19 protein-coding genes and 1 pseudogene are annotated in these 22,855 nt (G+C 62.9%); 18 read left to right on the top strand and 2 right to left on the bottom strand.

The window, feature by feature from the left end; all coding sequences use genetic code 11:
* The first annotated feature begins 25 nt into the window (after positions 1-25).
* The 14 genes from rseP (at position 26) to CBP34_RS12850 (ending at position 15,826) form a co-directional block, all read left to right on the top strand.
* Positions 26-1,390: an RIP metalloprotease RseP gene (gene rseP / locus CBP34_RS12915; RefSeq protein ID WP_094098271.1), complete on the top strand. Its 1,365-nt coding sequence runs from the start codon at positions 26-28 to the stop codon at positions 1,388-1,390.
* A 45-nt stretch (positions 1,391-1,435) separates the two neighbouring features.
* Positions 1,436-3,733, top strand: a complete 2,298-nt coding sequence (gene bamA, locus CBP34_RS12910) for an outer membrane protein assembly factor BamA (protein WP_094098270.1) — start codon at positions 1,436-1,438, stop codon at positions 3,731-3,733.
* On the top strand, positions 3,733-4,251 hold the full coding sequence (locus tag CBP34_RS12905) for an OmpH/Skp family outer membrane protein (RefSeq protein ID WP_086912830.1): 519 nt from the start codon (positions 3,733-3,735) through the stop codon (positions 4,249-4,251). The genes bamA and CBP34_RS12905 overlap by 1 nt, the downstream gene beginning before the upstream one ends.
* 24 nt (positions 4,252-4,275) lie before the next feature.
* The gene (gene lpxD / locus CBP34_RS12900; protein WP_086912829.1) at positions 4,276-5,256 is read left to right on the top strand and encodes a UDP-3-O-(3-hydroxymyristoyl)glucosamine N-acyltransferase; all 981 of its coding nucleotides are present in this window, start codon (positions 4,276-4,278) and stop codon (positions 5,254-5,256) included.
* Between the two features lie 16 nt (positions 5,257-5,272).
* Positions 5,273-5,713, top strand: a complete 441-nt coding sequence (gene fabZ, locus CBP34_RS12895) for a 3-hydroxyacyl-ACP dehydratase FabZ (protein ID WP_086912828.1) — start codon at positions 5,273-5,275, stop codon at positions 5,711-5,713.
* Positions 5,714-5,730: 17 nt separating this feature from the next.
* Positions 5,731-6,519, top strand: a complete 789-nt coding sequence (gene lpxA, locus CBP34_RS12890) for an acyl-ACP--UDP-N-acetylglucosamine O-acyltransferase (protein ID WP_086914123.1) — start codon at positions 5,731-5,733, stop codon at positions 6,517-6,519.
* 10 nt (positions 6,520-6,529) lie between these two features.
* Positions 6,530-7,687: a lipid-A-disaccharide synthase gene (lpxB, locus tag CBP34_RS12885; RefSeq protein ID WP_086912827.1), complete on the top strand. Its 1,158-nt coding sequence runs from the start codon at positions 6,530-6,532 to the stop codon at positions 7,685-7,687.
* Positions 7,659-8,276 carry a ribonuclease HII gene (rnhB, locus tag CBP34_RS12880; RefSeq protein WP_094098269.1) on the top strand — a complete coding sequence of 206 codons (618 nt, stop codon included), beginning with the start codon at positions 7,659-7,661 and terminating at the stop codon, positions 8,274-8,276. Before lpxB ends, rnhB begins: the two co-directional genes overlap by 29 nt.
* A gap of 46 nt (positions 8,277-8,322) precedes the next feature.
* On the top strand, positions 8,323-9,096 hold the full coding sequence (locus CBP34_RS12875) for a TrmH family RNA methyltransferase (protein ID WP_086912825.1): 774 nt from the start codon (positions 8,323-8,325) through the stop codon (positions 9,094-9,096).
* 254 nt (positions 9,097-9,350) lie between these two features.
* The gene (carA, locus tag CBP34_RS12870) at positions 9,351-10,526 is read left to right on the top strand and encodes a glutamine-hydrolyzing carbamoyl-phosphate synthase small subunit (RefSeq protein ID WP_086912824.1); all 1,176 of its coding nucleotides are present in this window, start codon (positions 9,351-9,353) and stop codon (positions 10,524-10,526) included.
* Complete coding sequence (carB, locus tag CBP34_RS12865) at positions 10,526-13,792, top strand: carbamoyl-phosphate synthase large subunit (RefSeq protein WP_086912823.1); 3,267 nt, start codon at positions 10,526-10,528, stop codon at positions 13,790-13,792. Before carA ends, carB begins: the two co-directional genes overlap by 1 nt.
* 180 nt (positions 13,793-13,972) lie before the next feature.
* Positions 13,973-14,449 (top strand): transcription elongation factor GreA, encoded by a 477-nt coding sequence (gene greA / locus CBP34_RS12860; protein WP_094098268.1) that lies wholly within the window; start codon positions 13,973-13,975, stop codon positions 14,447-14,449.
* Between the two features lie 11 nt (positions 14,450-14,460).
* A complete protein-coding gene (locus tag CBP34_RS12855) occupies positions 14,461-14,880 on the top strand; it encodes a DUF4149 domain-containing protein (protein WP_094099175.1) in 420 nt (139 codons plus the stop codon).
* 34 nt (positions 14,881-14,914) lie between these two features.
* Positions 14,915-15,826 (top strand): Kdo hydroxylase family protein, encoded by a 912-nt coding sequence (locus tag CBP34_RS12850; RefSeq protein WP_094098267.1) that lies wholly within the window; start codon positions 14,915-14,917, stop codon positions 15,824-15,826.
* 21 nt (positions 15,827-15,847) lie between these two features.
* Here CBP34_RS12850 and CBP34_RS12845 read toward each other — a convergent pair whose 3' ends face one another.
* Both CBP34_RS12845 and CBP34_RS12840 read right to left on the bottom strand, forming a co-directional pair.
* Complete coding sequence (locus CBP34_RS12845; RefSeq protein WP_094098266.1) at positions 15,848-16,618, bottom strand: glycosyltransferase; 771 nt, start codon at positions 16,616-16,618, stop codon at positions 15,848-15,850.
* A 3-nt stretch (positions 16,619-16,621) separates the two neighbouring features.
* On the bottom strand, positions 16,622-17,098 hold the full coding sequence (locus CBP34_RS12840) for a YhbY family RNA-binding protein (protein WP_094098265.1): 477 nt from the start codon (positions 17,096-17,098) through the stop codon (positions 16,622-16,624).
* Between the two features lie 106 nt (positions 17,099-17,204).
* Here CBP34_RS12840 and CBP34_RS12835 point away from each other — a divergent pair.
* From CBP34_RS12835 to glmM, 4 genes and pseudogenes are all read left to right on the top strand, one after another.
* Positions 17,205-17,866: pseudogene (locus CBP34_RS12835) on the top strand (RlmE family RNA methyltransferase).
* A 168-nt stretch (positions 17,867-18,034) separates the two neighbouring features.
* Positions 18,035-19,954 (top strand): ATP-dependent zinc metalloprotease FtsH, encoded by a 1,920-nt coding sequence (gene ftsH, locus CBP34_RS12830; RefSeq protein WP_086912816.1) that lies wholly within the window; start codon positions 18,035-18,037, stop codon positions 19,952-19,954.
* A gap of 78 nt (positions 19,955-20,032) precedes the next feature.
* On the top strand, positions 20,033-20,875 hold the full coding sequence (gene folP, locus CBP34_RS12825; RefSeq protein ID WP_094099174.1) for a dihydropteroate synthase: 843 nt from the start codon (positions 20,033-20,035) through the stop codon (positions 20,873-20,875).
* A gap of 135 nt (positions 20,876-21,010) precedes the next feature.
* Positions 21,011-22,345 carry a phosphoglucosamine mutase gene (gene glmM, locus CBP34_RS12820; protein ID WP_094098264.1) on the top strand — a complete coding sequence of 445 codons (1,335 nt, stop codon included), beginning with the start codon at positions 21,011-21,013 and terminating at the stop codon, positions 22,343-22,345.
* Positions 22,346-22,855: the final 510 nt, after the last annotated feature.

Below are 22,855 nucleotides of genomic sequence, written 5' to 3'. Positions count from 1 at the left end.
TGCGGTTAACTCACGAGACCTTTGCATGTTGCTGACCCTTGTTGCTTTCGTTGTTGCCCTGGGCGTGCTGATCGCCGTGCACGAATACGGGCATTACCGCGTGGCGGTGGCGTGCGGCGTCAAGGTGTTGCGGTTTTCGGTGGGTTTTGGCAAGCCATTGCTGCGCTGGCAACCGAAGGGTTCATCCACCGAGTTTGTGCTGAGTGCGTTTCCGTTGGGCGGCTATGTGCGCATGCTCGATGAGCGCGAGGCGCCGGTGCCCGAGGCCGAGCGCCACCTTGCGTTCAACACGCAGCCCCTGCGCTCGCGTGCAGCTATCGTCGCAGCGGGCCCCATTGCCAACCTGCTGCTGGCCGTGTTGCTCTATTCGGTGGTGAACTGGAGCGGAGTCCAGGAACCCAAGGCGCTGCTGGCCAGCCCCGTAGCGGGCTCGGTGGCGCAGGTGGCTGGGTTGCGCGGCGGTGAACTGGTGCACAGTGCGGCCCTGGGTTCGGCAGAGCTGGAGCCGGTGCGCTCCTTTGAAGATTTACGCTGGCTGTTGACCCGTGGTGCCCTGGAAGGCGAAAGGGTCCGGCTGGAGGTCGAACCAACACCCGGCGTGGTGCACCGCGAGGTATCGCTCGACATGGCGCAGATCGACACACGCGAGGCCGATGCGCAGCTCTTTCGCAAGGTGGGGCTTCTGGGTCCGTGGACACGTCCGGTACTGGGCGACATCATGGCCGATGGCGCCGCGCAGCGTGCGGGGCTTCGTCAGGGCGATCTGGTGCTGAAAATTGGTGCTGTGGATGTGGTGGACGGCCAGCAGCTGCGTGAGCTGATTCGCCAGTCCGTTCGCACCGATGCGGCCGTGGTGCAGGCCTGGCGCATCGAGCGTGGTGGTCAGCAGCTCACGCTGGACGTGATGCCCGACGTCCAGAAGGAACAAAACGCCAGTGTGGGCCGCATCGGCGCCTATGTGGGGGCGCCGCCCGAGTTTGTGATCGTTCAGCATGGCCCGGTGGAGGGCTTGTGGAATGGCGTTGTGCGCACCTGGGACGTGTCCGTCCTGACCCTGCGCATGATGGGCCGCATGGTGGTGGGCCAGGCCTCCCTGAAAAACCTCAGCGGCCCCCTGACGATTGCCGACTACGCGGGCCGCTCGGCCAGCATGGGCTTCACGCAATATCTGGTGTTTCTGGCACTCATCAGCGTGAGCCTGGGTGTGCTCAACCTGCTTCCCTTGCCGGTCCTCGATGGCGGGCACCTGATGTATTATCTTTGGGAGGGTGTGACTGGCAGGAAGGTGTCGGATGCATGGATGGAACACCTGCAGCGCGGTGGCGTGGCGGTTCTCCTTCTCATGATGTCCATTGCCCTGTTCAACGACATCACCCGGCTCTTTGGCTAACCTTATTGCCGCATTTCCTTACGTCATGCGGCTCCCGCTTCATTCATGAAAAAACACATCAATCGCCTGGGCGTGCGTACTGCATCGGCCGTTGCAGCCATGGTTTTGGTCGCCAATGCGGCATGGGCCCTGGAGCCGTTCAAGGTGCAGGATATTCGGGTGGAGGGCCTGCAGCGCGTAGAGCCCGGCACCATTTTCGCGTCCATGCCGCTGCGGGTCGGCGATGACTACAACGACGAAAAGGGCGCCGCCGCCATTCGGGCCCTGTTTGGCCTGGGGCTTTTCAAGGACGTGCGGCTGGAGGCCACCGGCAACGTGCTGGTCGTGGTGGTGGAAGAGCGCCCCACGATTGCCGATGTGGAGTTTGCAGGCACCAAAGAGTTCGACAAGGAGGCCCTCAAGAAGAGCATGCGCGACGTGGGGCTGACCGAAGGCCGCCCTTACGACAAGGCGTTGGCCGATCGGGCAGAGCAGGAACTCAAGCGCCAGTACATCAACAAGAGCCTGTACGGCGCCGAGGTGGTGACCACCGTGACGCCCATTGAGCGCAACCGTGTCAACCTCACCTTCACGGTGGTGGAAGGCGAGCCGGCACGTATCAAGGAAGTGCGCATTGTGGGCAACAAGGCGTTCAGCGAATCGGAGCTCAAGGGGCTGTTCGACCAGGACACCGGCGGCTGGCTGAGCTGGTACACCAAGTCGGACCGTTACGCCCGCGCAAAGCTCAATGCCGATCTGGAGACGCTGCGTTCCTACTATCTCCAGCGCGGTTACCTCGAGTTTCGCGTGGACTCCACCCAGGTGGCCATCTCGCCGGACAAGCAGGACATCTCCATCGTGGTCAATGTGACCGAAGGCGAGCGTTTCGTGGTGTCGGGGGTCAAGCTCGAAGGCAATTACCTCGATCGCGAAGACGAGTTCAAATCGCTGGTCACCATTCGTCCGGGCGAGCCTTACAACGCCGATCAGGTCACCGAAACCACCAAGGCCTTTTCCGAGTATTTTGGGCGCTTCGGCTTCGCCTTTGCGCGCGTCGAGGCGGTGCCGGAGATTGATCGTGAAAACAACCGCGTAGCACTGGTGCTGCAGGCCGAGCCGGCCCGCAGGGCATACGTGCGGCGCATCAACGTGAGCGGCAACAACCGAACCCGTGATGAAGTCGTGCGTCGCGAATTCCGGCAGTTCGAGGCCTCGTGGTACGACGGCGAAAAGATCCGTCTGTCACGCGACCGCGTGGACCGGCTGGGCTACTTTACCGAGGTGGGAATCGAAACCCAGGAAGTTCCCGGATCGCCCGACCAGGTCGACCTCGTGATCAATGTGGCCGAAAAGCCCACTGGTTCTCTGCAGCTCGGTGCCGGTTTCTCCAGCGCGGAAAAGGTGTCACTGTCGTTTGCCATCAAGCAGGAAAACGTTTTCGGCTCGGGCAACTACCTCGGGGTGGATGTCAACACCAGCAAGTACCGCCGGACCTTGGTGTTGAGCACTACCGACCCGTATTTCACCCAGGATGGCATCTCTCGCACCCTGGATGTTTATTACCGTACCGACAAGCCCTATGAAGAGCAGGGCGGCAATTATCAGCTGGTCACCACGGGAGCTTCGGTGCGCTTCGGGGTGCCCTTCAGCGAAACCGATACCGTTTTCTTCGGTGGTGGTGTCGAGCAGACCAAGATCAAGGCGGGCACCAACATCCCAGCCGCTTACCTGGCCTACGCAGACACCTACGGCAGTTCCAGTAACTCCGTTCCCCTGACCATTGGCTGGTCACGCGATGACCGCGACAGTGCGCTGGCACCGAATTCCGGTCGCTACCAGCGGCTCAATTCCGAATGGTCGGTGGCCGGCGACGCGCGCTACCTGCGGGCGAATTACCAATACCAGCAATATGTGCCGCTGAACAAGCGGTTCACGCTGGCCTTCAATGGCGAACTGGGTTATGGCAAGGGCTTGAACGGTCGGCCGTTTCCCGTGTTCAAGAACTTCTACTCCGGTGGCCTGGGTTCGGTACGTGGTTTCGACCAGGGCACTCTCGGCCCGCGCGATGTCACGGGCGCATCCTTGGGCGGGCCCAGGAAAGTCACGCTCAATGCCGAATTGATGGCGCCCTTTCCAGGCGCAGGCAATGACCGTACGCTGCGGATTTTCACCTTCGTCGATGTGGGTAATGTGTATGGCGAAAATGACAAAGTCAGTTTCAACGACATGCGCGCATCTGCGGGCGTGGGCCTGAGCTGGATTTCCCCCCTGGGTCCGCTGCGTCTAGCCTATGCACAACCGGTGCGCAAGTTCGCCGGCGATAGAATCCAGAAACTTCAATTCCAGATTGGTACGTCCTTCTAATGAAATCACTTCCCCGCCATTTCACCTTGGCCCTGCTGCTGAGCACATTGGCCATGGCTGCCCCTGCATTGCAGGCACAAGAATTCAAGGCCGGTTTCGTCAACACCGACCGCATCTTCCGCGAGGCCACCACTGCCAAGGCGGCCCAGGCCAAGCTGGAGCAGGAATTCTCCCGTCGCGAGAAGGAGCTCATCGACATGGGCAACACCTTGAAGACGGCGACCGAAAAATTTGAGCGTGAGGCCCCCACCATGGCCGAAAGCCAGCGCACTACGCGCCAGCGCCAGCTGGTGGACCAGGACCGCGAATTCCAGCGCAAGCGCCGTGAGTTCCAGGAAGACCTGAACGCTCGCAAGAACGAAGAACTCGCCCAGGTTCTGGAGCGGGCCAACAAGGTGGTCAAGCAGGTTGCCGAAGCCGAAAAGTACGATGTGATCCTGCAGGAAGCCGTCTATATCAACCCCAAGCACGACATCACTGACCGGGTGATCAAGGCGCTGAATGGCGCTGGCAAATAAGCCGCTGCGCAGGGCAGGTGGCGCGTGAGCTTGCTCCTTGGGGCCATTGTTGACGCGCTGGGTGGATCGCTGGAAGGGGGGCTGCGGGACACCGCAGTTCTGCGTATTGCGCCACTCGATACCGCCAGTCCAGGCGACATCAGTTTCCTGAGCCACCCGCGTTACCAGCAACAACTGGCCGCCTCCCGGGCGGCCTGTGTCATTGTGGCGCCCGCCATGCGTGAGCCCGCGTTGGCGCGCGGCGCATGCATTGTGGCGGACAACCCCTATGTCTATTTCGCCCGGGTTACGCAGCTTTGGCGGCAGCACCATGGCGCAGCCGTGCAACCCGGTGTGCACCCCAGCGCCGTGGTGGATGCGGACGCCGTGGTGCATCCCAGTGCCTCGGTGGGCCCGCTGTGCGTTGTCGAGCGCGGTGCGCACATTGGCGCAGGCACGGTGCTCAAGTCGCGCGTGACGGTGGGCGAACACTGCCACATCGGCGCGCGCTGCATCGTGCATGCCGGTGTGGTGATCGGTGCCGACGGTTTCGGCTTTGCGCCGCAGGGCGGCGAATGGGTCAAGATCGAGCAGCTGGGCGCGGTGCGCATTGGCAACGATGTGGAAATTGGTGCCAACACCTGCATCGACCGCGGTGCGCTGCAGGACACCGTCATTGAAGACGGCGTGAAGCTCGACAACCTGATCCAGATCGGTCACAACGTGCATATCGGCAAACACTCGGCCATGGCCGGGTGCGTGGGCGTGGCCGGCAGTGCCACCATTGGCGCGCACTGCACCGTGGGTGGCGGCGCCATCGTGCTGGGCCACCTGGAGTTGGCCGACAACGTGCACATTTCAGCAGCCACGGTGGTCACGCGCTCGCTCACCAAGCCGGGCCAGTACACCGGCATGTTCCCTATCGACGACAATGCGCGCTGGGAAAAAAACGCTGCCACACTCAAACAACTGTACAGCTTGCGAGAGCGCATCAAGGCGCTGGAACAGGCTCTCAAGGCAGCATGAACGGAAGAACAACTCGATGATGGATATCCACGCAATTCTCAAGCAACTGCCCCACCGCTACCCGTTTCTGTTGGTGGACAAGGTGATCGAGCTTGAGAGCAACACCCGCATCAAGGCGATCAAGAACGTGACGTTCAACGAGCCTTATTTCATGGGGCACTTTCCCGGTCACCCCGTCATGCCGGGTGTGCTGATCCTGGAAGCGCTGGCCCAGGCGGCGGGTCTGCTGGCGTTTGACGCCATGGGCAAGGTGCCCGATGCAAACAATATCTACTATTTTGTCGGCATCGACGGTGCACGCTTCAAGCGCCCGGTGGAGCCGGGCGACCAGTTGATCCTGGACATCGCTATCGACCGAGTCCGTGGCGGCATCTGGAAGTTCAAGGCTGTTGCGCGTGTGGGCGAGGAAGTGGCCTGCGAGGCCGAACTCATGTGCACGATGCGCAGCGTTGGTTGAGTGCGCCTTTGCAAACCGTGAGCAACATCCATCCCACAGCCATCGTCGATCCGCGCGCTCAAATCGACGCAACGGCCAGCATCGGGCCTTACAGCGTGATCGGTTCCCATGTGGTCATCGGGGCGGGCACCACGGTGGGTGCGCACTGCGTGATCGACGGGCGCACCACGCTGGGCCGTGACAACCATATCTTCCAGTTCAACTCCATCGGCGCGATCCCCCAGGACAAAAAGTATGCGGGCGAGCCCACCGAGCTGGTGATCGGCGACCGCAATACCATCCGCGAGTTCTGCACCCTGAACCTCGGGGTGCCCCAGGCCGGCGGCATCACCACGGTGGGTGATGACAACTGGATCATGGCCTACACCCACATCGCCCACGATTGCCATGTGGGCAACCACACCACGCTGGCCAACAACACCACGCTGGCCGGTCATGTGCACCTGGGCGACTGGGTGACGGTGGGCGGGCTCACCGGCATCCACCAGTTCGTGAAGATCGGGGCGCACGCCATGGTGGGCTTTGCCAGTGCCGTGGCGCAAGACGTGCCCCCCTTCATGCTGGTGGACGGCAACCCGCTGGCCGTGCGCGGCTACAACGTGGTGGGACTGCGTCGCCGCGGCTTTTCGCCCGAGCGCGTGGGCGCCGTCAAGCAGATGCACAAGCTGCTCTATCGCCAGGGTCTCACGCTGGAGGCTGCGCGTGCGGCCATCGCCGACCTGGCGCAGTCCGTGCCCGATGCCGGTGGCGACGTGGCTATGATGGAGCAGTTCCTGACCGACGCCACGCGCGGCATCGCGCGCTGAGGGGCTGGTGATGAACCCACCCCCTCGCGTTGCCATGGTGGCGGGCGAAACATCGGGCGATCTGCTGGCGGGGCTGCTGCTAGACGGCCTGCAGGCACAGTGGCCCGGGTTGCAGGCGCAGGGCATCGGCGGGCCGCAGATGGCGCGCCGGGGCTTCACGGCCTGGTGGCCCAGCGAGCGGCTGGCGGTGCATGGCTACAGCATGGAGGTGCTGCGCCGGCTGCGCGACATCCTGGGCATTCGCAAGCAGTTGCGCGCGCGCTTGCTGCAAGACCGGCCCGATGTGTTCATTGGCGTGGATGCGCCCGATTTCAACCTGGGCCTCGAAGCCGATCTGCGCGCTGCCGGCATCAAGACCGTGCATTTTGTGTGCCCGTCGATCTGGGCCTGGCGTGCTGATCGGGTTGAAAAAATCCGCCGCAGTGCAGACCATGTGCTGTGCATCTTTCCGTTCGAACCCGCATTGCTGGCGCAGCACGGCATTGCCGCAACGTATGTGGGGCACCCGCTGGCGAATGTCATTCCCATGGTGCCCGACCGCTATGCCGCCAGGGCGCAGCTGGGCTTGCACGACGCCGACGAAGTGCTGGCCATCCTGCCGGGCAGCCGGTCCGCCGAGGTGGAATACATTGCTTTGCCGTTCTTTCAGGCTGCAGCGCTTATCCTTAAAGCGCGACCAGCTATTAAATTCATAGTACCAGCCGTGCCCGCCCTGCGCGAGCGCATCGAGCAGCTGGCCCATGCCAGCGGCGTGGGTGGTGCCCTGCAGATCGTCACCGGCCAGTCCCATGCCGTGCTCGCCGCCTGCGATGTGACGCTGATCGCTAGCGGCACCGCCACGCTCGAGGCCGCGCTGTTCAAGCGCCCCATGGTGATTGGCTACCGCATGCATCCCGTGAGCTGGTGGCTCATGCGGCGCAAGCAGCTGCAGCCCTGGGTGGGCCTGCCCAACATCCTGTGCCGCGACTTTGTCGTGCCCGAACTGATCCAGGACGCCGCGACGCCGCAGGCGCTCTGCGCGGCCACGCTGCAGTGGCTTGATGCCCGCGCGCACCAGCGTGAAAAAATCACCGCGCTCGAACAGCGCTTCACCGCGCTGCACGAAAGCCTGCAGCGCGACACGCCCCGACTGGCTGCCGATGCGATCCAGAAAATCCTTGCCGCCTGAACAGGCCAGCCTGCCTTGGCACCCCCCTGGCCTGGTGGCCGGGGTGGACGAGGCCGGCCGGGGCCCGCTGGCCGGGCCTGTGGTGGCCGCTGCGGTCATCCTCGATGACCTGCATCCCATTGCCGGTCTGGCCGACTCCAAAAAGCTCACGGCCGCGCGGCGCGAGGCCCTGTTTGACGAAATCCGCGCCAAGGCGCTGTGCTGCAGCATTGCCGAAGCCAGCGTCGAGGAGATCGACCGCCTGAACATCCTGCAGGCCGCGTTGCTGGCCATGCGCCGCGCCGTGCTGGGCCTGCGGCTCAAGCCCAGGATGGTGTTGGTGGATGGGAACCGGCTGCCCACGTTGGACATGCCCGCCGAGGCCATCGTCAAAGGCGACGCGCTGGTGCCCGCCATCTCGGCCGCGTCCATCCTGGCCAAGGTCCACCGTGACCGCTGGTGCGTGCAGGTCGATGAGCAGTACCCGCAATACGGTTTTGCCGGCCACAAGGGCTACGGCACGGCCGTGCACATGGCGGCCCTGCGTGAGCACGGTGCCTGCATTCACCATCGGCGCAGCTTTGCGCCCGTGGCCAAGGTGCTGGTCTGAGTAACCTCGCGCCGCTTGCCTTTTCATTGCCCGCCCGGTACACCGCATGACCTCCGCTCCCCTGACCGTCATCCACTCGCGTGACAACGCCTTTGTCAAAGACCTGCGCAGGCTGGCGCAGGACAGCACGGCCTACCGCAAGCAGGGCCGTGTCTGGCTGGAGGGCGACCACCTGTGCAGCGCCGCGCTGCAGCGTGGCGTGCACCCTGCCATTGCCGTGTTTTCAGAGTCGTTTTGGCCTCAAGCGCCCGCTCGATATGCGCAAGTAGCTATTAAAGTAATAGTGATTGCCGATGCCTTGTTTGCCGACATCAGTGGCCTGGAGTCGCCAGCGGCCATGGGGTTTGTGGTGGATGCCGCCGTGCCGAGGGGCCTGCGGGCAGGCGTGGCCACGGTGGTACTGGACCGCGTGCAGGATGCGGGCAACGTGGGCTCCATCCTGCGCAGCGCATCGGCGTTTGGCTTTCGGCAGATAGCGGCGCTCAAGGGCAGTGCGGCGCTGTGGGCGCCCAAGGTGCTGCGCGCGGGCATGGGCGCGCATTTTGCGCTGGACCTGGTGGAAGGGCTTGCGCTCGATGATTTGCAGGGGCTGGATGTGCCGCTGCTGGTCACCAGTTCGCACACCGGTAGTTTTTTGCACCGCGCCGCCTTGCCTTGGCCATGCGCGTGGGTTCTGGGCCATGAGGGGCAGGGCGTGTCGCCCGCGCTGGAGGCGCAGGCCGCCCAACGCATCCGCATTGCGCAGCCGGGCGGTGAGGAGTCGCTCAACGTGGCCGCCGCCGCTGCCATCTGCCTGCATGCCAGCGGCGCCATGCGCTGAAACTTGAATTTTGCCGGCGGGGCAGGCTGGAAAGAGCGGCACATTGGGCGGAGTCCTGCAGACTCCCGCGCAGATGCTGCCTAGTGGTATGAGGGCATTAGGGACCAAGTGCCGCCGGGTATAATCAGGGGCTTTTCTCGCAACAGCGTCGCCCGATCGCACCCAAAGCAACAACCCATCTGAGAGCAGCCGCCGGCATTCGTTGCGCGAGCGGCCTGCAGGCACCGGGCGACCGTAACCATCCGGAGAATCCAGTGCTTTTGTCTCTACAGGGAAAATTCCCCTCCGCCATCCTGGCGCTCGCAGACGGCACGGTCTTTATCGGCAATTCGATTGGTGCCACCGGCACCACCGTCGGCGAAGTGGTGTTCAACACCGCCATCACCGGCTACCAGGAAATCCTCACCGACCCCAGCTATTGCCAGCAGATCGTGACGCTCACGTATCCGCACATCGGCAACTACGGCGTCAACACCGAGGATATCGAAGCTGACAAGGTCCATGCCGCAGGCCTCATCATCAAGGACCTGCCCCTGCTGGCCAGCAATTTCCGATCGACCGAAACGCTGTCGCAGTACCTCGTGCGCCAGAAGACGGTGGCCATTGCCAATATCGACACCCGCAAGCTCACCCGCCTGCTGCGCAGCCAGGGCGCGCAAAACGGTGCCATCGTCGGCCTGGCGGCCGGTGAAGCCGTGACGCAGGAGCACATCGACGCCGCACTGGCCGCCGCCAAGGCCGCGCCCAGCATGAAGGGCCTGGACCTGGCCAAGGTGGTGACCACACCTGCCGCCTACCCCTGGGACCAGACCGAGTGGAAGCTGGGCTCGGGCTACGGCACCCAGACCGCTCCACGCTTTCATGTGGTGGCCTACGACTACGGCGTGAAGCTGAACATCCTGCGCATGCTGGCAGAGCGCGGTTGCAAGCTGACGGTGGTGCCTGCGCAGACGCCGGCCGCCGAAGTGCTGGCCATGAACCCCGATGGCGTGTTTTTGTCCAACGGCCCCGGCGATCCGGCGCCCTGCGACTACGCCATCACGGCCGTGCAGCAGATCATCGACAGCGGCGTTCCCACTTTCGGCATCTGCCTGGGCCATCAGATCATGGCCCTGGCCAGCGGCGCCAAGACCTTCAAGATGGACAACAGCCACCACGGCGCCAACCACCCGGTGAAAGACCTGGACACGGGCCGTGTCAGCATCACCAGCCAGAACCACGGCTTTGCGGTGGAGATGGAATCGCTGCCCGCCAATCTGCGTCCCACGCACATCAGCCTGTTCGATGGCACGCTGCAGGGCCTGGTGCGCACCGACAAGCCGGCGTTCTGCTTTCAGGGGCACCCCGAAGCATCGCCCGGCCCGCACGATATTGCCTACCTGTTTGACCGCTTCACGGCATTGATGGCCACGGCCCAGGAGAAAAAATAATGCCAAAGCGCACTGACATCAAAAGCGTCCTCATCATCGGCGCCGGCCCGATCATCATCGGCCAGGCCTGCGAGTTTGACTATTCCGGCGTTCAGGCCTGCAAGGCGCTGCGCGAAGAGGGCTACAAGGTCATCCTGATCAACAGCAACCCTGCAACGATCATGACCGACCCGGCCACGGCCGACGTGACCTACATCGAGCCCATCACCTGGCAAACGGTCGAGAAGATCATTGCCAAGGAACGCCCCGACGCCATCCTGCCCACCATGGGCGGCCAGACCGCACTGAACTGTGCGCTGGACCTTTGGCACAACGGCGTGCTCGACAAGTACAAGGTCGAGCTCATCGGCGCAACGCCCGAGGCCATCGACAAGGCCGAAGACCGCCTGAAGTTCAAGGACGCCATGACCAAGATCGGTCTGGGCTCTGCCCGCTCGGGCATCGCCCACAGCATGGACGAAGCCTGGGCGGTGCAAAAGACCGTGGGCTTCCCCACCGTGATCCGCCCCAGCTTCACGCTGGGTGGCACGGGCGGCGGCATTGCCTACAACCCCGAAGAGTTCGAGACCATCTGCAAGCGCGGCCTGGAAGCCTCGCCCACCAACGAGCTGCTGATCGAAGAGTCGCTGCTTGGCTGGAAAGAGTACGAGATGGAAGTGGTGCGCGACAAGGCGGACAACTGCATCATCATCTGCTCCATCGAGAACCTCGACCCCATGGGGGTGCACACCGGCGATTCGATCACCGTGGCCCCTGCCCAGACGCTGACCGACAAGGAATACCAGATCATGCGCAACGCCAGTCTGGCGGTGCTGCGCGAGATCGGCGTGGACACCGGCGGCTCCAACGTGCAGTTCTCGGTGAACCCGAAGGACGGCCGCATGATCGTCATCGAGATGAATCCGCGCGTATCGCGGTCTTCGGCGCTGGCTTCCAAGGCAACCGGCTTCCCCATCGCCAAGGTCGCAGCCAAGCTGGCTGTGGGCTACACGCTGGACGAGCTCAAAAACGAAATCACGGACGGCGCCACGCCCGCGTCGTTCGAGCCCTCGATCGATTACGTGGTCACCAAGATCCCGCGTTTTGCGTTCGAAAAATTCCCCACGGCCGACAGCCGACTGACCACGCAGATGAAGTCGGTGGGCGAAGTGATGGCCATGGGCCGCACCTTCCAGGAATCGTTCCAGAAAGCCCTGCGCGGCCTGGAAGTGGGCGTGGACGGCATGAACGAGAAGACCCAGGACCGCGAAGTCTTGGAGAAGGAACTGGGCGCGCCCGGCCCCGAGCGCATCTGGTATGTGGGCGATGCGTTTGCCATGGGCCTGTCGGTGGATGAGGTGTTTGACCTCACCAAGATCGACAAGTGGTTCCTGGTGCAGATTGAGCAGATCGTGAAGATCGAGCTCGAGCTGGATCGGCTGGTCGTGGACAAGGGCGATGCCGCCCTGGCTGCACTTGACGCCGCCACGCTGCACACGCTCAAGCAAAAGGGTTTTTCCGACCGCCGCCTGGCCAAGCTGCTCAAGACCACGGAAAAGGCCGTGCGCGAAGCGCGCCGCGCGCTCAAGGTGCGCCCTGTGTATAAGCGCGTGGACACCTGCGCCGCCGAGTTCGCCACCGATACCGCTTACCTGTATTCAACCTATGAGGTCGCCCCTTACGGCGGCGTTGCGGAATGCGAGGCCGAGCCAACCAGCGCCAAGAAGATCATGGTGCTGGGCGGTGGCCCCAACCGCATCGGTCAGGGCATCGAGTTCGACTACTGCTGCGTGCACGCGGCCCTTGCCATGCGCGAGGATGGTTATGAAACCATCATGGTCAACTGCAACCCTGAAACGGTTTCGACCGATTACGACACCTCGGATCGCCTGTATTTCGAGCCCGTCACGCTCGAAGACGTGCTGGAAATCGTCGACAAGGAAAAACCGGTGGGCGTGATCGTGCAGTACGGCGGCCAGACGCCCCTGAAGCTGGCGCTCGACCTGGAAGCCGCGGGCGTGCCCATCATTGGCACCAGTCCCGACATGATCGATGCTGCTGAAGACCGCGAGCGCTTCCAGGCGCTGCTGCACAAGCTGCAACTGCGCCAGCCACCCAATGCCACGGCACGCACCGAGCCCGAGGCACTGGAAAAGGCGGCTGCACTGGGTTACCCCCTGGTGGTGCGCCCCAGCTATGTGCTGGGCGGCCGCGCGATGGAAATCGTGCACGAGCAACGCGACCTCGAACGCTACATGCGCGAAGCCGTGAAGGTGAGCCACGACTCGCCCGTGCTGCTCGACCGCTTCCTCTCCAACGCCATCGAGTGCGATGTGGACTGTGTGCGTGACTCGACCGGCGTGACGTTCATTGGCGGCGTGATGGAACACATCGAACAGGCCGGCGTGCACAGCGGCGACTCGGCCTGCTCGCTGCCCCCGTATTACCTGTCCAAGGCCACGGTGGATGAAATCAAGCGTCAGACGGCTGCCATGGCCGAAGGCCTGAACGTCGTGGGCCTGATGAACGTGCAGTTCGCCATCCAGGAGGCCGACGGCAAGGACATCATCTACGTGCTCGAAGTGAACCCGCGCGCCTCGCGCACGGTGCCTTTCGTCAGCAAGGCCACCGGCATCCAGCTGGCCAAGGTGGCGGCACGCTGCATGGCCGGCCAGACGCTGGCCTCGCAAGGCATTACCAAGGAAGTGACGCCGCCCTACTTCAGCGTGAAGGAGGCCGTGTTCCCCTTCGTCAAGTTTCCTGGCGTGGACACCATCCTTGGCCCCGAGATGAAGTCCACCGGCGAGGTGATGGGCGTGGGCAAGACCTTTGGCGAAGCGTTCGTGAAGAGCCAGATGGGCGCCGGCACCAAGCTGCCCACCTCGGGCAAGGTCTTCCTCACGGTGAAGAACAGCGACAAGGCGCGGGCTGTGGACATTGCGCGCCAACTCGTGGCCCTGGGCTTCGAGCTGGTGGCCACCAAGGGCACGGCGGCTGCCATCGAGGCGGCTGGTGTGCCGGTGCAGGTGGTCAACAAGGTCACCGAAGGCCGCCCGCACATCGTGGACATGATCAAGAACAACGAGATTGTCATGGTCATCAACACGGTGGAAGAGCGGCGCAATGCCATTGCCGATTCGCGTGCCATTCGCACGTCGTCGCTGCTGGCGCGGGTCACCACGTTCACCACCATCTTTGGAGCCGAAGCCGCCGTTGAAGGCATGAAGTACCTCGACAAGCTCGACGTGTATTCGGTGCAGGAATTGCACGCCCAGCTGGTGGCCTGAGCACCGGCAAACGCGGCATAATCTGCCGCTGACCAGACACCGCCGCGCGGCAACGTGCGGCGGTTTCCTTTTGTAGGGTCGCCAATGGCAGTGGCATGGAAATTCCGTGGCAATGTCTGGTGACTGACCGGTGGGGCTGCTGTGCGGCGTCACCGTTTTGATTGATGGAGACTCAACAGAATGGCCACCATTCCCATTACCAAGCGCGGCGCTGAAATGCTCAAGGCAGAGCTGCATCGCCTCAAGACCGTCGAGCGGCCCGCCGTGATCACGGCGATCGCCGAAGCGCGTGCGCAGGGCGACCTCAGCGAAAACGCCGACTACGACGCAGCCAAGGACCGCCAGGGGTTCATCGAGGGCCGCATTCAGGAGATCGAGGGCAAGCTCTCGGTGGCGCAGGTCATCGACCCCAGCGCCGTGGACGGCGGTGGCAAAGTGGTCTTTGGGGCCACGGTCGAGCTGGAAGATGAAGAATCCGGCGACACGGTGAAATACCAGATCGTGGGCGAGGACGAGGCCGATCTGAAACACGGCCTGATCAACATATCCAGTCCGATCGCCCGGGCTTTGATTGGCAAGGAAGAGGGCGACACGGCGGAAGTGCAGGCGCCGGGCGGAATCCGCCGCTATGAAGTGGTGGCCGTCAGCTACCTGTGACCCAAAGCGCCATGCTCACCCGTCTTCCCACGCTTTTGGCCGCCCTCTGGTGGGGCAGTCTCACGACGATCGGGCTGCTGGTGGTTCCGCTATTGTTTGCCCATTTGCCAACCCCTGCACTGGCGGGGGGAATGGCGGCACGGCTGTTTGCAGCCCAGACCTGGGTGACGGTAACTTGTTGTGTGCTGCTGCTTCTGATTTCAAGGCCAAAAGGTGAGGTAGCCCAATATTCATGGGCGCAAGCAGCTATGGTTTTTTTAGTTGGTGGGCTGTTGTTGGCATTGCTGGCCCAGTTCGGCGTGGCGCCACGCATCGTGGCGCGCGAAAATCTGCGCGTCTGGCACGCTGTGGGCAGCGGCATGTACCTTGTGCAATGGCTGTGCGCAGGCATTACGCTGTGGATAACGACGGGCAGGCGGTTCGTCGACTGAACCATGGGGCCTGCGGGCCAAGGAGTCAATGGCAATGGAATCCCAGATCGTCCGTATCGACAACGATGAATGGCACACCGTCCAGGGCAATGATGCCTGGCGCGCAGCGCTGGAGGCTGGCAAGGTATTGTTCTTTCCGAACCTCGGTTTCCAGTTGCAGCCCGAGGAGCGGGCCTTGCTGCGGCCCGACATCCGCGACCCTGGTGTGCGCAATATCAGCCTCAACGTCGACGGCAGTCTCAAAGGTGCAGTGGGCGATGCCGCCACGCAGGCGGCACTGGAGGCCATGATTGCCCGCTTTCGCGAGCAGGCGTCGGCACTGATAGCGGCTCTGCTGCCGTTTTATGTTTCCGCGCTGCGGCTGGCACCTACCAGCTACCGGCCGACGCAGGTGGAGACCCGCACGCAGTCCTGGCGCGCTGATGATCGGCGCCTGCATGTCGATGCCTTCCCGTCCCGCCCCAACTATGGAGAGCGCATTTTGCGGGTGTTTGCCAACATCAACCCCGATGGTGCCGACCGTGTATGGCGGGTGGGTGAACCTTTCGAGACGGTGGCGCGCAAATTTCTGCCTAAGGCCAAGCCCTATGTGCCATGGCAGGCCACGCTGCTGGAAAAGCTGCGTGTGACCAAGTCTTTGCGCAGTGAGTACGATCACCTGATGCTGCAGCTGCACGATGGCATGAAGAGCGACATGGATTTCCAGCGGCACAGCTCGCAGGAGACTGTGGCGTTCCCCGCAGGATCGGTGTGGGTGTGCTTTTCGGATCAGGCCTCGCACGCAGTCATGTCAGGCCAATACATGCTCGAGCAGACCTTGCATCTGCCGCCAGGCCATGCCTACGACCCATCTGCCAGCCCACTGGCGATCCTCACGCGGCTGGTGGGCCGCCCCCTGTACGGTTTGGATGGAGCAGAAGGGGCAAAGCGCCCGAATACGCCCTAAGCGCTCGCCGCCGGACCGAGCCTACTCGTGCCAGTGGCGAGCCACCCAGCGCGCCGGCTGGATGAAGCGAAAGCGCTTGTTGCGCCGGCCCGCAAGCGCATCGGGAGGGTTGCATTCACCATGAAAAATCATGATGCGCGCGCCCTCTGGAACATAGGGTTCGCGCCAGTAGTTGGTCGGCCACGCAGGAATGCCGTGGTATTTGAAACTGGGGCACCATCCGTCGGGCCAGTACGAGAGCTTGCCCTGCGCGTGGAGAAACCTTGACAGAAAGGCCTGTTCATTGCGATAGCCGGCCCGCACCTCGTCCATGTGTGCGCGAAAGTAGGCGAGCACATCGGCATGCGCGCCCAACTCAAAGCGATATACCGAAGAGTTGCCTGTGATTCGCTGGCCGAAACGCCAAAAACGCGGATAGTCGTGGATGATCAGAAATTCGCCCGGCCACTCGAAGAAGGCGTCAATCGGGCCAACGACAACAACGTCGAGATCGAGGAAGAGGGCGGTGCCGCGCAGGCCGTGCAGGTCGGCCTCGAAGGTAGTGAGCTTTTGCCATGCGCCGTCACGCTGGCCCGGCGCCAATTGCAGGTTGAGTGGTGGAATCGGCAGGCACTGCACTTCAGGGCGGATGCCCGTGGCGTCGTCGGTGAGGCAAACGAAATGGAACGGACCGCTGAGGTGGCGGTGCACCATGGCGTAGAGCCGGTTGACGTATTCGGGGCCATATTTGGTACCCCATTTCATGCAGATCACATGGCGCCCGTGCGCCGTTTGTGGCAAGGCTGTGCTCATGGATCAGTCAGCCTGGCGCTTCTTGATCGACTTGAGCTTGGGCTTCTTGGCCCGCTTGATCTGCCCGCCGGGCGTGAGGCGCTGGTTGCCCAGCACGCGCAGCTGCTTGATTTCGGGGCGCTGGCCGCCGCGCTTGCTGTATTTCAGCACCTTGACATCGCGCGGGCCGGGCATGCGGTCTTCGTCGGGGGTGCGTTCTTTGGCTGGCTGGGGGCGCCAGAGCACCAGGAGTTTGCCAATGTGCTGGATGGGGGCGGCATTCAGGTCAGCGGCGAGCTGCTGGTAAATCAGTTCGCGTGCGGTCCGGTCGTCGTTGAAGATACGCACCTTGATTAGCCCGTGGGCGTTCAAGGCGGCGTCAATTTCTTTTTGAACCGCGGGGGTCAGGCCATCTCCACCTACGAGGACTACGGGGTCGAGGTGGTGGGCATTAGCGCGGTGTTCCCGGCGCTCTGCGGGAGTCAGTTGAATTTGGGGCATGGCCGTATTATGTCTGCGGCCCGTTGCGGTGCTCCTTCACTTCGCTGCGCAAAATGAACCTTCGACAAAATCGGTGGAATCGGTTGTCGAGAGACAATGGGGCTGTATGAAAGTTAAAACCCAAAGCAAGAAGGTCAACAAGGCGTGGTTGAACGACCATGTCAATGACACCTACGTCAAACTGGCCCAGAAAGAGGGCTATCGGGCGCGCGCGGCCTACAAGCTCAAGGAAATCGACGAGCAGCTCGGACTGATCAAGCCGGGCCATACGGTGGTGGATCTGGGTTCTACCCCGGCGCATGGAGCCAGTATGTGCGCCGGCGCCTGTCGCCTGCAGGGGCAGCGGCCGGGCAACTCAATGGCTGCATTATTGCGCTGGATATTTTGCCCATGGAGCCGGTCGAGGGGGTGACCTTCCTGCTCGGCGACTTCCGGGAGCCCGAGGTGTTGCAGCAACTGGAAGATGCATTGCAGGGACGCGCGGTGGATGTGGTGGTGTCCGACATGGCGCCGAACCTGTCCGGCATCGAGTCTGCCGATACGGCGCGCATTGCGCATCTGGTGGAGCTTGCCGTGGATTTCGCCTGCCAGCACCTGAAGCCTGAGGGCGCGCTGGTGGTCAAGCTGTTTCATGGCAGCGGCTATGGCGAGCTGGTGGCACTGTTCAAACGCAGCTTCAAAACCGTTAAGCCGCTCAAGCCCAAGGCATCGCGTGACAAGTCCTCCGAAACTTTTCTGGTGGGCATGGGTCTCAAAAATGCTGCGTGAAAGGCAGGGTTTTGGGTCGTGGTTTGCTTAACCCGGCGTAAAAGTCCGTGTTGAGTCCATGGGCGGCTGGGGGAAATAAGCTGGCCCCGACGCTTGAAACACCTAAAATGGGCCGCACGTAAGCCGTGACGGCTTTGTGACCGTTTTTTCCCGCGACTGGAGTCCTGCTTGAACAATCAGTGGTTTTCAAAAATTGCCGTGTGGCTCGTCATCGCCATGGTGCTGTTCACTGTGTTCAAACAGTTCGACACACGCACCGGCGCGAGTGCCGGTCATGTCGGCTATTCGGAGTTCCTGGAGGAAGTCCGAAGCAATCGCATCAAGAGTGCCACCATCCAGGAAGGCCAGGGCGGCACCGAGATCGTTGCAGTCACCAATGATGACCGCAAGATCCGCACTACCGCCACCTACCTTGACCGCGGCCTTGTTGGCGATCTGATCAACAACAACGTCAAGTTCGACGTCAAGCCCCGCGAAGAAGGATCTTTGCTCATGACCCTGCTGGTCAGCTGGGGTCCCATGCTGCTACTGATTGGCGTGTGGGTGTATTTCATGCGGCAGATGCAGGGCGGAGGCAAGGGCGGGGCCTTTAGCTTTGGCAAGAGCAAGGCGCGCATGCTGGATGAAAACACCAACCAGGTCACGTTCGCCGATGTGGCTGGCTGCGATGAAGCCAAGGAAGAAGTCAAGGAAGTCGTGGATTTCCTGAAAGACCCGCAGAAATTCCAGAAACTCGGCGGCCGCATCCCCCGTGGCCTGCTGCTGGTCGGACCGCCGGGCACCGGTAAGACCTTGCTGGCAAAGTCCATTGCGGGTGAAGCCAAGGTGCCGTTCTTCAGCATTTCGGGTTCCGACTTTGTGGAAATGTTTGTTGGCGTGGGCGCGGCCCGCGTGCGCGACATGTTTGACAATGCCAAGAAGAACGCCCCGTGCATCATCTTCATCGATGAAATCGACGCCGTGGGCCGCCAGCGTGGCGCTGGCCTGGGCGGCGGCAACGACGAGCGTGAACAGACCCTCAACCAGATGCTGGTCGAGATGGATGGCTTCGAGACCAACCTGGGCGTGATCGTGGTGGCCGCCACCAACCGCCCCGACATCCTCGACGCCGCCTTGCTGCGCCCCGGCCGCTTTGACCGCCAGGTGTATGTGACGCTGCCGGACATCCGTGGTCGCGAGCAGATCCTGAACGTGCACATGCGCAAGATCCCGATCGGCCAGGATGTGGCCCCCGGCATCATCGCCCGTGGCACGCCTGGCATGAGTGGCGCTGATCTTGCCAACCTGTGTAACGAAGCCGCCCTGATGGCGGCGCGCCGCAATGCGCGCACCGTGGAGATGCAGGACTTCGAGAAGGCCAAGGACAAGATCCTGATGGGCCCCGAGCGCAAGAGCATGGTCATGCCCGAGGAAGAGCGCCGCAACACGGCCTACCACGAGTCGGGCCACGCGCTGATCGGCAAGCTGCTGCCCAAGTGCGATCCGGTGCACAAGGTCACCATCATTCCCCGCGGCCGTGCCCTGGGCGTGACGATGAGCCTGCCTGCACAAGACCGCTACAGCTACGACCGCGAGTACATGCTCAACCAGATCAGCATGTTGTTCGGTGGCCGAATTGCCGAAGAAGTGTTCATGAACCAGATGACCACCGGTGCAAGCAACGACTTCGAGCGTGCCACGCACATTGCCCGCGACATGGTGACCCGCTATGGCATGACCGATGCCCTGGGGCCTATGGTCTATGCAGAGAACGAAGGCGAAGTGTTCCTGGGCCGCTCGGTGACCAAGACCACTACCATGAGCGAGCAGACCATGGAAAAGGTGGACATGGAAGTGCGCCGGATCATCGATGAGCAATACAACCTGGCACGCCGCCTGATCGAAGAGAACAGCGACAAGATGCATGCCATGGCCAAGGCCTTGCTGGAATGGGAAACCATCGACACCGACCAGCTCGACGACATCATGGCCGGCAAGGCACCTCGTCCACCCAAGGACTGGACGCCGCGCACGCCTCCGTCCTCGGGTGATGGCCCGAGCGGTGGGTCGCCCGCCGTTGCCACGGAGCCCGCCCCGACCGTCGCCTGACGCCCGGCGCGCCTTCACCACGGAAAGACGGGGCTCGCAGCCCCGTTTTTTGTTTTCTCATCTTTTTCATTGATGCCCATGCTCTGGCAAACCTCCCGCTTCGCCCTCGACCTGACGCGCCCGCACACCATGGGCATCGTCAACGTGACGCCGGACTCTTTCTCCGACGGAGGGCGGCATGGCTCGACCACGGCGGCGCTGCGCCACTGCGAGCAGCTTTTGAAGGACGGTGCCGATATCCTCGACATCGGCGGCGAGTCCACCCGCCCGGGCAGCCCGGCCGTGGGCCTGGAAGAGGAGCTGGCGCGTGTGCTGCCCCTGGTGCGCAGTGCGGTGGATTTGGGCGTGCCGATTTCAGTGGATACCTATAAGCCCGAGGTCATGCAGGCAGTGCTCGACCTGGGAGCTGACATCGTCAACGATATCTGGGCTTTGCGCCAACCCGGCGCAGCGCAGGTGGTGGCGCGGCACCCGCGCTGCGGTGTGTGTCTGATGCACATGCACGGCGACCCGCAAACCATGCAGGTAGCGCCCATGGCGGGTGATGTATTACCGCAGGTGCTATCGTTTTTGGAGCTGTCAGCGCAATCCCTGCAGGCGCTAGGGGTCGAAAAGACCCGTATTGTTCTGGACCCGGGCATTGGCTTTGGCAAAACCGTGGCACAGAACTTCGCCCTGCTGGCGCGCCAGCGCGAACTGCTGGCGCTGGGCTATCCCGTGCTGGCCGGCTGGTCGCGCAAATCATCGCTGGGCACTGTCACGGGGCTGGATGTGGATCAGCGGCTGCAGCCCAGCGTGGCCGCTGCGCTGCTTGCAGTGGAGCGCGGTGCGCGCATTGTGCGCGTGCATGACGTGCGCGAAACGGTACAGGCCCTCGCGGTCTGGCGCGCCATGGAGTCGGGTCGGGCGGGGGCTGCATAGCCTTTGTTCGAGCGCCCGTGGGGCCAGCAACGGCATCGCGGGGCTTTCTGTTGCTGTTGCAGGCCCCGCAAGGCAGCCGCTGTGGCGTGCGCTAGACTCGAATCCGCACAACACAACAGCGAAAAGCCGATTTTCATGACTCAGAAATACTTTGGTACCGACGGCATTCGCGGCACCGTCGGACAGACACCCATCACCCCTGACTTTGTGTTGCGCCTGGCGCATGCTGTCGGTCGCGTACTGAAGCAGACCGAAGAGCGCCCCACGGTGCTGATCGGCAAGGACACGCGTATTTCGGGCTACATGCTGGAAAGCGCGCTGGAGTCGGGCTTCAACTCGGCAGGTGTGGATGTGGTGCTGCTGGGCCCGTTGCCCACACCCGGCGTGGCTTACCTGACACGGGCGCAGCGCGCCAGCCTGGGGGTGGTCATCAGTGCCAGCCACAACGCGTATCCGGACAATGGCATCAAATTCTTCAGCGCACAGGGCACCAAGCTGCCAGATGCCTGGGAGCTGGCGGTTGAAGCGGCGCTGGATGAGCCCCCGACGTGGGCTGATTCCGCCACGCTGGGCAAGGCCCGCCGACTCGACGATGCAGCGGGCCGCTACATCGAGTTTTGCAAGAGCACGGTCCCTCACGCACTGTCTTTGCGCGGTGTCAAGATCGTTGTGGATGCAGCCCATGGCGCTGCCTACCAGGTTGCGCCCAAGGTGTTCCATGAACTCGGCGCTGAGGTGCTGGCCATTGGGTGTGCACCCGACGGTCTCAATATCAACCACGAGGTCGGCGCCACCCATCCCGACGCACTGGTCCGGGCGGTGCGCGCAAACCATGCCGACTATGGCATTGCGCTGGATGGCGATGCCGACCGCCTGCAGATGGTGGATGCCACAGGGCGCCTCTACAACGGTGACGAGTTGCTCTACCTCATGGCGGCCGACCGCATGGGACGCGATGAACATGTGCCTGGCGTTGTGGGGACCCTGATGACCAATATGGCGGTCGAGGTCGCATTGCACGCACGCGGCGTGAAGCTGGTGCGGGCACGCGTGGGCGACCGCTACGTGTTGGAGGAGCTGGCGCGCCACCACTGGGTGCTGGGGGGCGAGGGTTCGGGGCATTTGCTGGCGCTGGACCGCCACACGACGGGTGACGGGATCGTCAGTGCCTTGCAGGTGCTGCAGGCGTGCGTGCGCAGTGGACAAACCATGGCACAACTGCTGGCAGACGTTGTGCTCTACCCGCAGGTGCTGCTCAATGTCCGCCTCCCGCCGGGGCAGGACTGGAAATCCAACAAGCTGCTGACACAAACGACCCAAGCCGTTGAACAGGAGCTCGGTTCCACAGGGCGCGTCCTGATCCGTGCCAGCGGCACGGAGCCTTTGCTGCGGGTGATGGTGGAGGCGCGGGATGCGCAGATGGCCAGTGCCTGCGCACAGCGGTTGGCCGATGCGGCGCGCGCGGGCTGAGCCTTTGCTGCTCGGTATGGCGGGAAAGCCTGGAGGCGATTTCTCGGAGGGAAGTAGTCGCCTCTGGAGGCGAGATCATGAACATCTCGCGTTTGTCCTTCATCGCAGGTAGATGCAGATCGTCTGAACGGCGCGCGCGATGCTTCGCTGTGCACTGCTGCGTCATCTAAGGATGGCCTGCATAACTCCCAGCGGTCTGTGATAGCGCGGCCTTGGGCGGTTCACTGCGGTGCTTTTCTTGCCAATTGCCGAGCCGTTGGCCGCAAAAAGACGCCTTGTGGCCCATCCCGATCCGCACTACCACCGACTCGCGAGGGTTATGCAGGCCATCCCTGAGCGGCGAAAGACCTACTGGACTTCCACGCGGCCTTGTCGCCAAAAAGAATGAGGCGCAGCCCTGGATCAATCGTGCAGTGCGTCATGAATTCGACATGACAGAGACATGGCGCTGTCACGGGAGGCTTCCACACTGCCTGGGAAGGAAGCGATGCCTGTCAACGGGTAGCGATT

It is taken from the genome of Acidovorax carolinensis (assembly GCF_002157145.1).
GTDB classification, from domain to species: Bacteria; Pseudomonadota; Gammaproteobacteria; order Burkholderiales; family Burkholderiaceae_C; genus Acidovorax; species Acidovorax carolinensis.
Note: the sequence above shows the minus strand (reverse complement) of the source record. Positions and strands in the feature narration are given on the sequence as shown.

Excerpts from the sequence above, each read along its gene's own strand:
- CBP34_RS12855 (WP_094099175.1), top strand. The coding sequence starts at position 14,461 with ATGCTCACCCGTCTTCCCACGCTTTTGGCCGCCCTCTGGTGGGGCAGT.
- lpxB (WP_086912827.1), top strand. The coding sequence starts at position 6,530 with ATGAACCCACCCCCTCGCGTTGCCATGGTGGCGGGCGAAACATCGGGC.
- carB (WP_086912823.1), top strand. The coding sequence starts at position 10,526 with ATGCCAAAGCGCACTGACATCAAAAGCGTCCTCATCATCGGCGCCGGC.
- folP (WP_094099174.1), top strand. The coding sequence starts at position 20,033 with ATGCTCTGGCAAACCTCCCGCTTCGCCCTCGACCTGACGCGCCCGCAC.
- rseP (WP_094098271.1), top strand. The coding sequence starts at position 26 with ATGTTGCTGACCCTTGTTGCTTTCGTTGTTGCCCTGGGCGTGCTGATC.
- rnhB (WP_094098269.1), top strand. The coding sequence starts at position 7,659 with ATGCGATCCAGAAAATCCTTGCCGCCTGAACAGGCCAGCCTGCCTTGG.
- greA (WP_094098268.1), top strand. The coding sequence starts at position 13,973 with ATGGCCACCATTCCCATTACCAAGCGCGGCGCTGAAATGCTCAAGGCA.
- glmM (WP_094098264.1), top strand. The coding sequence starts at position 21,011 with ATGACTCAGAAATACTTTGGTACCGACGGCATTCGCGGCACCGTCGGA.
- fabZ (WP_086912828.1), top strand. The coding sequence starts at position 5,273 with ATGATGGATATCCACGCAATTCTCAAGCAACTGCCCCACCGCTACCCG.
- CBP34_RS12840 (WP_094098265.1), bottom strand. The coding sequence starts at position 17,098 with ATGCCCCAAATTCAACTGACTCCCGCAGAGCGCCGGGAACACCGCGCT.
- CBP34_RS12905 (WP_086912830.1), top strand. The coding sequence starts at position 3,733 with ATGAAATCACTTCCCCGCCATTTCACCTTGGCCCTGCTGCTGAGCACA.
- CBP34_RS12845 (WP_094098266.1), bottom strand. The coding sequence starts at position 16,618 with ATGAGCACAGCCTTGCCACAAACGGCGCACGGGCGCCATGTGATCTGC.
- CBP34_RS12875 (WP_086912825.1), top strand. The coding sequence starts at position 8,323 with ATGACCTCCGCTCCCCTGACCGTCATCCACTCGCGTGACAACGCCTTT.
- bamA (WP_094098270.1), top strand. The coding sequence starts at position 1,436 with ATGAAAAAACACATCAATCGCCTGGGCGTGCGTACTGCATCGGCCGTT.
- CBP34_RS12850 (WP_094098267.1), top strand. The coding sequence starts at position 14,915 with ATGGAATCCCAGATCGTCCGTATCGACAACGATGAATGGCACACCGTC.